Annotated in this window: 8 protein-coding genes and 2 pseudogenes; 6 read left to right on the top strand and 4 right to left on the bottom strand. The window is 66.1% G+C overall.

Going from position 1 to position 10,300, the window contains the following annotated elements; all coding sequences use genetic code 11:
- Nucleotides 1-294: 294 nt before the first annotated feature.
- Both JIW86_RS41410 and JIW86_RS42335 read right to left on the bottom strand, forming a co-directional pair.
- A complete protein-coding gene (locus JIW86_RS41410) occupies nucleotides 295-540 on the bottom strand; it encodes a hypothetical protein (protein WP_257559874.1) in 246 nt (81 codons plus the stop codon).
- A gap of 193 nt (nucleotides 541-733) precedes the next feature.
- Nucleotides 734-847 (bottom strand): annotated as a pseudogene (locus tag JIW86_RS42335) (IS5/IS1182 family transposase); the annotation flags it as partial.
- Between the two features lie 379 nt (nucleotides 848-1,226).
- Here JIW86_RS42335 and JIW86_RS41400 point away from each other — a divergent pair.
- Nucleotides 1,227-1,454 (top strand): annotated as a pseudogene (locus JIW86_RS41400) (ATP-binding protein); the annotation flags it as partial.
- A gap of 64 nt (nucleotides 1,455-1,518) precedes the next feature.
- Here JIW86_RS41400 and JIW86_RS41395 read toward each other — a convergent pair.
- Both JIW86_RS41395 and JIW86_RS41390 read right to left on the bottom strand, forming a co-directional pair.
- A complete protein-coding gene (locus tag JIW86_RS41395; protein ID WP_257559872.1) occupies nucleotides 1,519-1,944 on the bottom strand; it encodes a hypothetical protein in 426 nt (141 codons plus the stop codon).
- Between the two features lie 273 nt (nucleotides 1,945-2,217).
- The gene (locus tag JIW86_RS41390; RefSeq protein ID WP_257559871.1) at nucleotides 2,218-2,691 is read right to left on the bottom strand and encodes a nuclear transport factor 2 family protein; all 474 of its coding nucleotides are present in this window, start codon (nucleotides 2,689-2,691) and stop codon (nucleotides 2,218-2,220) included.
- A gap of 593 nt (nucleotides 2,692-3,284) precedes the next feature.
- On the opposite strand from JIW86_RS41390, the gene JIW86_RS42330 reads away from it, so the two are divergent.
- From JIW86_RS42330 to JIW86_RS41370, 5 genes are all read left to right on the top strand, one after another.
- Nucleotides 3,285-3,428: a hypothetical protein gene (locus JIW86_RS42330; RefSeq protein ID WP_416237714.1), complete on the top strand. Its 144-nt coding sequence runs from the start codon at nucleotides 3,285-3,287 to the stop codon at nucleotides 3,426-3,428.
- 98 nt (nucleotides 3,429-3,526) lie between these two features.
- A complete protein-coding gene (locus tag JIW86_RS42325; protein ID WP_416237713.1) occupies nucleotides 3,527-3,901 on the top strand; it encodes a hypothetical protein in 375 nt (124 codons plus the stop codon).
- A gap of 175 nt (nucleotides 3,902-4,076) precedes the next feature.
- The gene (locus JIW86_RS41380; protein ID WP_257559870.1) at nucleotides 4,077-9,035 is read left to right on the top strand and encodes a hypothetical protein; all 4,959 of its coding nucleotides are present in this window, start codon (nucleotides 4,077-4,079) and stop codon (nucleotides 9,033-9,035) included.
- A 175-nt stretch (nucleotides 9,036-9,210) separates the two neighbouring features.
- Entirely contained in the window at nucleotides 9,211-9,750 is a 540-nt protein-coding gene (locus JIW86_RS41375) for a winged helix-turn-helix domain-containing protein (RefSeq protein WP_257552434.1), read from the top strand.
- On the top strand, nucleotides 9,747-10,283 hold the full coding sequence (locus tag JIW86_RS41370; RefSeq protein ID WP_257559204.1) for a transposase: 537 nt from the start codon (nucleotides 9,747-9,749) through the stop codon (nucleotides 10,281-10,283). The genes JIW86_RS41375 and JIW86_RS41370 overlap by 4 nt, the downstream gene beginning before the upstream one ends.
- Nucleotides 10,284-10,300 lie beyond the last annotated feature (17 nt).

Below are 10,300 nucleotides of genomic sequence, written 5' to 3'. Positions count from 1 at the left end.
AACCTGAGCGCTGCGCGCTCAGGAGAGAACCGCCTCGCTGCGCTCGACGTGGCTCGGCTTCGCCGAGCCAGAGCCGGCCCTTCGGGCCGGTGTCCTGCGCTTCGCTCCGGACAAGGTTCGAGACCTCGCTTCGCTCGGTCTCGAACGGCCCGCTACGCGGGCTGGGGTGACCCCGTTTCACGGGGTCCGGGCCTTCGGCCCGTTGGGCGGATCCGCTGCGCTCCCCCACCCAGGTCCTTCCGGCTCCGCCTTCAGGACCTACGGGGCCGGACATCGGCTCTCATTCCTGCACGGTCACTCCTCGTGGATGCGCCGGCACACAACGAATCCGGGTTCGATTTCTGAGCAATCGAAGGCCGGGGCGGGAGGGATCCCCGCCGTCACTGTTGTACCCAATTCCTCTCCATACTCCGCAGGGTGGTATGCGAGCGAGAAGTTCCCGACCGCATGGGGGTACTTCTCAAGTAGACCGCGAAATTCCACGATCAGTCCGCCAAACTCCTCCGGAATGATGTCACTGCTCTTGCGTTGCTCCGTCATGACCGCCTCCTTGGTCAGAGAATCGCTGGTACCGCCTCGAGCGGCAGTCGTAGCCATCGACGCCGTACCACCGCTTGAGTGCGTCACACCCTCGCCCACCTACCGGCTTCAGTTTCGCTCGACGAACGCGCATTCGCAGCGTGCGCCACGCGGATGGACCGGACCGAACTCACCATGAGCCTAAGACGTCGCTTCATTTGGTAAGGCTTCGGTAGCCGATGAGTGCTGTGGCTACGCCGACGAAGACGAGGAAGTGTTCGGCCTTGCGTTCGTAGCGGCGGTGTAATCCTCGGCAGCCCGCGAGCCATGGCCGGTACGCCCAGCCTGTGCTGGCCGCGAGGATGACCTCCCCCAAGGCTTCAGAATCACCCGCCCGATGCCGGCCCCCGCCCTGCGGACGTATCACCTCCGTCGGTGGCACCACCCGCCGGAACAACACCCACAGCTCGTCCGGCACCAGACACTCAACCAGATCCACCATGCACAGCTCAGCGAACGATCACACCAAAAGAAACGACTTCCAAGTCCGCAACAACCTCGACCACACTCCATGTGTGATTCATTTTCTAGCCTGGATAGAACCATGAACTAGGCACCTCCACCGCTACGGAGATGAACCAGACATGCTGTCGCGGACCAGTGAAACAGCGCAGTGTTCCAGACGGGCACAAACGAACCCCAGATAACTCTCCGATTTCGACTACTCCGCCAACCCCAACGTCGTCCCGGTCATGATCAACAACCTCGCCACCTGCGAATGGGTCAAGAAGGGCGAGCCCCTCTGCCTGATCGGGGACTCGGGCACCGGCAAGTCCCACCTCCTGATCGGGCTGGGCACTGCAGCCGCCATGGAAGGCCACCGCGTTCGGTATGCCCTGGCCGCGAAGCTCGTCAACGAACTTGTCGAGGCAGCCAAGGCCGGCTGATCCCTCCCACTACCTACCTCGACGGCCCGGTCGTTCCGCCAGGCAGGCTCACTCAATCCACCGTCCGTGAAGCGGCCGCTTCGATGCCTGATGCCCGCAGCTTCCGCGCCAGGAGCTCCATCTCGGGCAGGGTCCCTGAGTACTGCCCGGTCAAGACCTGCTCCAGCACGCCCCGAACGCCGTCCAGGCCGATGCCGAGTTCCGCCCGCAACACCCGCATGACGGCGGCGTTCCTCGTCGGCGGGGCTACTCGCAACCTTGCCCGCCCGTGCTCGGAGAGCAGTCGGCCACGCAGTTCCTCCGGCAGGTCACCGTCACACACAGCCAGGGCAAACCCGCAGGCCAGACACGTCGACTCAACATCCCACCGCAGTGCCTCGCCCACCAGAGCCTGAACACCGCACCACTCCGCCTCGGCACCGCACCCCTGGCACACGGCGGAGTACCTGATGGACTCAACCAAGATCGACTTTTCCATAATCCCACCCCTCAAGAGGAGAGGTTAGACGGCAGGCGACGAACGTCTTTCGGGGCGCCAATATGTCCCCTGACACCCGAGCCAGCGGTCCAGGCCGCGCTGGTCCATGCGCTGACGCTATCTCTCGTGAACATTCCGAGGCCCAGTGATCACCAACTGACGCCCAAACCGGCAGACAAACGCTGCTGCTGAACAGGCTCTGGCTCAAGTTCTGTGGAGTGTCACTCCCCGTGGCGCAGGACCCTTGACGGCCGGTCGGCTGGGGAGCCGTTCTCATGACTGGCCGGGCCCGTCGAGGCGTTCCGTGGGACCGGCGAAAGAGAGGAAGAGAGTCCGCATGGTGAGCAGCCAGGTGTCGTCCACCTTGCGGAACGTGTCTTCGTAGTGCCCCACCTGAACCGGGGGCCGCGGCGGTACGAGGCCCTCGCTGTAGCCGTCCACACGGTACGTGGTGAAGTAGGTGGTGGCGGCGGCGGTGTCCGCAGAGGTCACGGTAACCAGGATGTTGGTGCATATACGGCGTGACAGTCGGTCTGCGGGCCGGTTGCCGAAGTAGATGCGCAGGGCGTCGTGACCCGCAATGCGGCGGTCGCCGGCGGGCCATTCCCAGGTGCCGTCCTGCGTGAAGAGGTCCGCCACCGAGCCCGGGTCCCCGAGGTCGAGCCGATGGACGAACTCGACGACCAGCCGCTCACAAGCCCGCTCTGCGAGCAGGCGCTCCATCGGGTCAAGAGTTTCAGCATTCATGATCAACTCATATCAGGTCGCCCCTGGCTGAGGCAGCCTCACCCGAGCTGGGCCCCGGTTTCGGGCGCATGTTCTCCAGAGCCGTGCCCGTCCGTGGCCTCCCCCCACCTGCCGAATCCGTGACTGAGTGTGACCAGTCCACAGAACCTGAGCCAGAGCCGAAACTCGTGAACAAAGCCATCACGTCCGATGCCGGGACCGGGTAGCGCCTCCGCGGCCTGCGCCAGCATCGGGTTCGCCGGAGGCCGCAGCACCACTCCAAGACCTCCCTCACGGTCGGCCCCACAGGGTCAGCCTCGCCCGGCGGGGGCGGCAGGACCCTGGTGGAGGCCGCTGGACGGCCCAGCGGGGGCGTCGCCCATGGGCCCGGTGTACGGGCGGACCGGGTCAGCCCTCGGGAGCACCCTCCGCCGTCTTCGCCGCAGTCACCAGGTCCTTTTCGACCTCGTAGCGGTTCTGGCCGGTCGCCTTCGCATGATTGGTGATCGCGTCGTGCACCACAGCGGCGGCCTCCAGCCACGGCCGCCACGCCTCCGCGCTGTACGGGCGGACACTTCCCGGCCCTGCTGGTCGCCACCTTCCAGGGCACGAAGGTGGGGATCTGGCTCAAGAACGCGCGGGCCGCCGCCCGGAAGGCCGCCGAGGACAAGCAGAGGCGGGCCGAGGGACTGCCGGTCGAGTCGGCCGGGGCGCTGTCGCAGGCGCGGTGCGAACAGCTGGAAGACATCGACCCCTGATGGTGCCCGGTCTGGCCGGTGGAGTGACAGCGCGACTTCCACCTCGTCCGACTCCACCTGGCGGCCGGCGGCGAGCTGGCGGGGGAGCCGGGGGCTTCGTGCACCAGCGCGAGGACCTCGGACGGTGGGTGCGCTCGGTCCGGCTGGGCTGGGAGGACAAATTCACGACTGTGCCGCAGTGGATGTACGAGCAGGTCAACGGCATCGAGCCCGTCAGTGAGAACGAGAACCCGCAACGCCCTACGCAGGCCGACGAGTGGGCGGTGAACTACCAGGCTGCCCACCAGTTCTACGCGCGCGAGGGACACCTGCGCGTGCCCAGGAAGCACGTCGAGCAGTTCGTCGGCGCGGATCAGGAGGAACGGGAGCTCCGGCTCGGGGCCCTGGATCGGCAACCAGCGCAGCAGGGCCGCCACGCTGTCCCCGGAGCGGGTCGAGCAGCTGTCCGCGATCGGAATGCGGTCGGGGCGTAGCCGCGTATGAACGGACAGGCGAAAGTGCCAGAGCCGCGCCGAGGTGATGTTGTCTGGCCCCGCCGCCCGCAGACAGTCAGGCTGAGACCTTTTCGACAACAGTCATGAGAGGTGTGAGGCAAGATGCACTTGCGGCGCTTAGCCCCGCCGCGTTCGTTCGGGTTAGGGGGCAGCAGTGTCCGGTGGTGCAGCAACACATCCCTTCGACTGGTTCAGTATCCGCTCATGGGCCGGCAGCCAGGACCGGGCCTTCGAAGAGCTGTGCTTTCAGCTGCGGGACGCCGCCCAGACCGGATGGCGGACAGTCAAGACCGCAGCGCCCGATGGGGGTGTGGAGTGGTATGACGAAGCCCCTGACGGTCGCTGTCACGGCCACCAGGTCAAGTTCGTCAAAGACGTCCACCGGCTCTTGCCACTCGCTACTGAGAGCGTTGCAGCGGTGGGCCGGAATCGAGGAGTACGGAATGTCGTTCGTCTGACGTTCTGGGTTCCGTTCGATCTTCCCGACCCGGCACACAAGGTCAAGGGCAAGCCCGTGCAGGGTGCCAGGCAACGGTGGAACAAAGAGGTCGCCAAGTGGAAGAGCGAGCTGCCCGGTGTTGCGGACATCGAGATCGACCTCATGGACAGCGGCCACACGCTTGAGCGGTTGCTGGAGCCGGGCAATGAAGGGCGCCGTTGGTTCTTCTTCGAGCAGCGAGCTCTGGGGCTGGAGTGGCTGCTGGCCCGGCAGCGGGTCGCGGAGACCATCGCACACGACCGCTACACCCCGCAGCATCATGTGGCGCTGCCGATCGCGTCGGTCATCGACGGATGCGCTATGTCGCCGATGTTTCGTGCGCGCCTTGAAGCGTATGCGCGGGATCTGGTGGAGGCCATGCCAGGGGAGCCCTCGCTGGCACGAGTCCTACCCGCCGGGCTAAGCGAGGCGGGCAGCGCATCGTTCGCCGACCTGTATGCACAGATGTCCGACAGAGTAGGCAAAGCCACCGAGGGTGTCATCGAGCTGCTGTCGGTAGCGAGTGAGGTTAAGCCGGGGTGGATGCCAGCCTCGGACATGGCAGATGTGGCTGCGCAAGTGGCCCTCCTTCTGTCACAGGCCCAGGAGGCGGGCCGTCAGATGGAGGGCCTGTCCGACGAGGCGGCGCGTTCGGCGACTACTGAGGAGAGAGAGGCAGGGTCCCGTGGCTGGTCGCGCGAGGACACCTTCTTCGTCGACGGAGCACGGCGGAGGGCCGAGAAGTTGCGGGCGTTCTGTCTCAGCGACGCGGCCCGAGCAGCTGAAGCCAGGCGATGGGTCCTGCTGGGTGAAGCGGGACAGGGCAAGACGCATCTCTTGGTGGACGCCACCCGTCGCGCTCTGAAGCAAGGGCGTCCCTCGCTGACGGTCTTCGCTGAACGACTGACGGCTGTGGACCCATTGACACAGATCGCCCAGCATCTGGGGCTCGGGGCACTTCCGCACGAGGTCCTGCTGCAGGCGATGGATGCCGCGGGCGCGGCCAGCGGCGCACGCTTCATGCTGTTCATCGATGCGCTCAACGACTCCGACGAACCCGGAGGGTGGCGCACCGCGCTGCCGGCGCTCGCGGCCGAGATGGATCGGTATGACCATGTGGCGCTCGTGGTCTCATGCCGGTCGTCGCTTGCTCGGGCTGTCCTCCCGGACGATCTGAGGGGCAGGGGGTTTCCAGTCACCGAGCATCCGGGGTTCGCCGGGCATGAGGTCGAGGCGCTGGAGGCGTATCTACGCGAAGCTCCTTCAGCGCTGCCTCGTACGCCTATGTTGACTCCCGCGTTCTCCAACCCTCTCTTCGTCAAGCTGTACAGCGACACCGTATTGTCCCTGCCTGAGGGAAAGCGTCACACCGCTACGACGACGCTGCACCGCAGCGCGGTGTTCGACGCGTTCGTCGACAGGCGCGCTGGGCAGATCAGTGGGCGGCTGTCGTTGGACCCGGCCGAACGTTCCGTGCATCAGGCGGTGCAGAAGCTGGCAGCGTTCATGGCAGCGGAAGGCCGGGAGGTGGTCTCACACACTGAGGCGCGGACGGTGGTCGATTCCTTTGCGCCCGGCCGGATGGCGTGGCCGGACACCATGCTGGGTCAGCTGGTGGCGCATGGGGTGCTGGCCACAGACCGCTATATGCACAGCAGCGGTACGTTGGAGGCCGGAATCGGTTTCGCTTATCAGGCGTTCAGCGACGACCGGATTGTCCGCGCTGTGCTGGATCAGCATCGCGAGGATGTAGAGCTGGCGGAGGCGTCGGGTGTCTTGCAGGCCGCATCGCCTGTGCGGGCATGGCTGGCTGCGGCGTCGGGCAACATCATCGACGCCGCGACCGTCCTGCTTCCCGAGGCCACTGGTCATGAACTGATCGACTTGCTCGCTGACGAGGAGAAGGCGTCCGAAGGAGGCCGTGCTGGCAGCCGTGGCTACGCTCTGTATCGCAGCGTGGTCCATACACTCGGGCTGCGGAAGGGCGACCATGTGACCCAGCGGACGGTGGACCTGCTCAACGAGGCGACCACTGAGTGGGAACTGGAACAAGAGGTCCTGGAGGCAGTGCTATCGGTCGCCACCCACCCCGGCCATCGCCTCAACGCCGACCGGCTGCATCGCATCTTGCTCAGCTACTCCCCAGCCGACCGGGACTGCTGGTGGGGCATCTACACCTACTCCATGGTGGACGAGACGTCGGCCCTGCACCGGTTGTTGCGATGGGCGGAACAGCTTCCGACCCCAGATCGCGTCCGCCCCCTGCCGACCCCTGCAACCACGTGGGTGCGGCGGCCCGGGACTTCTATGGCGGCCACTGGTGCAACGCAGGAGCCATCTGAAGAAGTCGCGCGGCTGGCCGCCGTCACCTTGGTGTGGACGTTCACATCCCCCAACCGCTTCCTGCGGGACCGCGCCACCAAGGCCGTTGTCCAGCTCCTCCTGGGGTATCCCAACGTGGTGGCCGGGCTGCTCGACCAGTTCCTCGACCAGGACGCCGCACAGGTGGACGACCCCTACCTCTTCGAACGGCTCGTCCTGGCCGCCTACGGCGCCCTGGCCCGCACCGATGCACCACGTACCCAGCCCGAACTACTGGCCCGCATCGCACGCCGGATCCTCGACAGTGTCTACGGCGATACAGCAGGAACGGCTCACGCTTCCCGGAACGTATTGCTGTGCGACGCCGCCACCCGAATCGTCAGGATGGCGCATCGAACAGGGACTATCAGCGACGAGGACGAAACGCGCACCCACCACCCCCATGCGTGCCCCGAGGTTGGGGAAGCCCCGGACGAGAACACCCTCGATGCCCGCTACCCCAACCGAGGCGGGGCTGGCGACCGGCTCTGGGCCAGTCTCAGGTCCTCCTTCACGGGACTGGCGGACTTCACCACCTACGAGGTGCGCCCCGCAGTCGATCATTTCAGCGATCTACCTCTCGCTACTCCCCGTCCTCCGCTGCCAGAGTCCGTAGCACTTGTACAGGAGGCTGTGACCGCGTTCCGGGACTGCCTGCCCGAAGCCGTCCGAGATGTCCTGGCGTCAGACGAGAGCATCAGAGCGCTCCTGAAGAACACCTGGCAGCAGCGCCAGGTCCTCAACGAGGGGCAGCAGCAATTGCTGGCCGCGTGCGCGCCAGCGCCGACCCTCGAGCAGGAACTGGCCGCTGCCGCTGTCGACAAGGAGTGGGCTGGCCGGTGGATTCTCGACAACGCCGTCGGCCGAGGCTGGACCCCTGAACGGTTCGGTACTTTCGACGACATCTTCGGTCGGGGCCGCGACGGGCGGGAGGCTCACAAGGCAGAACGCTTCGGGAAAAAATACGCGTGGCAGGGGCTGCATGAACTGGTCGAGCGCCTCGCCAACCACCGACACATGAAACACGGGCCAACCAGCGAATTCGCCTACTACCCAGGAGCCACGGCGCTGTTCCTGACCGACATCGACCCCTTGCTCCCGCCAGCCCCCCACCCTCTGTCCGAACCGGTAGACGCCTTCCCCACACCCGACGAGGACACCCGTCACGACACCTTCCGCCCAACCGTGCTCGACAACCGGTGGAACCCGCCCGCTCCCTCCCTGCCGGCACGTGAACGGTTCGAAGAGTGGCTGGAAAGCACCGAGGACCTGCCAAACCTCGCACAGCTGGGCGCCCGCACGCTGGACGACGCCGACTGGATCGTGCTCAACGAGTACGCCTCCGATCACGCCCCGGGCAAAGACTGGACAGGCCAGGCGGAGCAGTGGCACATCATGCACAGCTGGCTCGTCGACGACGCCCAGCACGAACAGGTCATGGAGTTCCTGAAACCCCGTAGTCTCATGGGCCGCTGGATGCCGGAACCCGTCGCCTGGCGAGCCGTCTACCTGGGCGAGCTGCCCCTGCCCGAAGACGACACGGACGGCGACAACACGCTCTCCCACACCGACTACACAACAGGGGACACCGAATCACCCACCGCACCCAACAGTGCCCCGGAGACGACCGGCTCCGACGACGACTCTCACACAGCTGCCGATCCCAGCAGGCTGGAGGACGAGGAAATCCTCAACCTCTTGGACCTCTACAAGGCCGGCCGCGACAAGACCATCCTCAGTGACGAGGACCGGCTTGCCAACCTGTACAAGCTGGGCGTCCAGTGGTCCGAGCTTCCGCCCTCCCCCGCATTTTTCAGAAGGTTCGCCCGCACTACCGACGGCAGCCCCCTCAGGGCCTATCCAGCATCCCAGGAGTACTCATGGAGCAGCAGCGGTCACGACTGCTCCATAGAAGCCCCCGCTGGCTTGACGCTCCCCTGCACCCGGCTCATGAACGAAGCCGGTCTACGCCGAGACCCCGACAACGGCAACTGGCACACCTCCGAGGGCCACCTGGTCGTACAGGCCTTGCGAGGCACAAGGCCCACCGGAACGATCAGCACACTCCTGGTCCGCCGTGACTGGCTCACCCAACGCCTCGAACAGTTGCAGATGCGTCTCGTGCTGGGCATGTTCGGCGAGCGCCAGCCCCGCACCAGTGATCGCCTGCGCACCTGGCGCGAGTACAGCCAGACAGCGCTACTGCCCCTCAGCGTAGGAGATCTCGCACCGTCCCAGCTCATCACATGGATTCGCCGGAATCCAGCACGCTGACTCCCATGCACAGCCGCAACCCTGTGAGAGTCGCGGCGCGACGTCGTCGCGTTCGTGGCAGGGACTCGCTGCGAGACCCGGGGTCGCCCGCGGCTTCTTGCTGGGCTCGCTTACTGAGGTTTTCGGGTTGTCGTCGGGTAGTGACGGTTGATGATCCCTGCGGTATGCCGGTGAGGTGAGGTATCCAGAGGGCGGGGGCCTGACCGCTGAGCGTCGGGCGTTTCGTGAGGGGATCCGGCTTCAGGCCGGCGTGCGGTTCGCGGCGGGTGAGAAGACCGCGGTCATCGCGAAGGACCTGCGGGTGAGTGTGCGGTCCGTGGAACGCTGGCGCCGTGCCTGGCGCGAGCGCGGCATGGATGCCTTGCGCTCGACGGGTCCGGCGAACGCCCCGACCGTCACCGATGAACAGTTCGCTGTGCTCGAGGAGGAACTCGGCAAGGGGCCGTCGGCACACGGCTTCGAAGACGAACGCTGGACCCTGGCCCGGGTCCAGACCCTGATCCGTCGGCATCTTCGGGTGAGCCTGTCGGTGGCGACGGTGTGGCGGCTGCTGAGACGGCACGGCTGGTCCTGGCAGGCGCCCGCCCGCAGAGCCCTCGAGCGTGACGAGCACGCGGTGGAGCTGTGGAAGAAGGAGGTGTGGCCGGGGGTAAAAGCCTCGCGGCGGCGTCCGGTGCCTGGATCGTCTTCGAGGACGAAGCCGGCTTCTCGATGACTCCGCCCCGTGCCCGCACCTGGGGCCGGCGCGGACAGACCCCTGTCATCCGTGTGCGCGGCAGGTCCCGCCGCCGGACCTCGGTCGCCGCGCTGTGCTGCTACAAACCCGGTGAACACAGCCGTCTCATCCACCGGCCCCGCACTCATCTCCTGCTCAAGGGTGCACGCAAGAGCTTCTCCTGGAAGGACTACCGCGACCTGCTGGTGCGGGCTCACATCCAGCTCGGCGGCCCGATCGTGGTGGTCTGGGACAATCTCAACACCCACCTGGCCGCGGGGCTGAAACATTACGAGGCCGAGCACGACTGGCTCACCACCGTCCGGCTCCCGCCCTATGCACCCGACCTGAACCCCGTCGAGGCCGTCTGGTCACTCGTGCGCAGAGCGATGGCCAACACCGCCTTCGCCACACCCGACGACCTCGACCGCACACTCCGCCGCGAGTTACACAGAATCCAACTCCGACCCCACTTGGTCGACGGCTGCCTCACGGCCACACATCTGGCCATCGACCCACCGACCCCACCCTGAAAACCTCAGTAGTTAGC

Origin of the sequence: Streptomyces sp. NBC_00162, assembly GCF_024611995.1 — a bacterium.
GTDB lineage: Bacteria > Actinomycetota > Actinomycetes > Streptomycetales > Streptomycetaceae > Streptomyces.
The sequence above is the reverse complement of the archived record's forward strand: the minus strand, read 5'-3'. Positions and strand labels throughout refer to the sequence as shown.

Bases quoted from the DNA above. Each gene is read 5' to 3' on its own strand.
- JIW86_RS41410 (WP_257559874.1), bottom strand. From the start codon at position 540: ATGACGGAGCAACGCAAGAGCAGTGACATCATTCCGGAGGAGTTTGGC.
- JIW86_RS41395 (WP_257559872.1), bottom strand. From the start codon at position 1,944: ATGGAAAAGTCGATCTTGGTTGAGTCCATCAGGTACTCCGCCGTGTGC.
- JIW86_RS41390 (WP_257559871.1), bottom strand. From the start codon at position 2,691: ATGAATGCTGAAACTCTTGACCCGATGGAGCGCCTGCTCGCAGAGCGG.
- JIW86_RS41370 (WP_257559204.1), top strand. From the start codon at position 9,747: ATGACTCCGCCCCGTGCCCGCACCTGGGGCCGGCGCGGACAGACCCCT.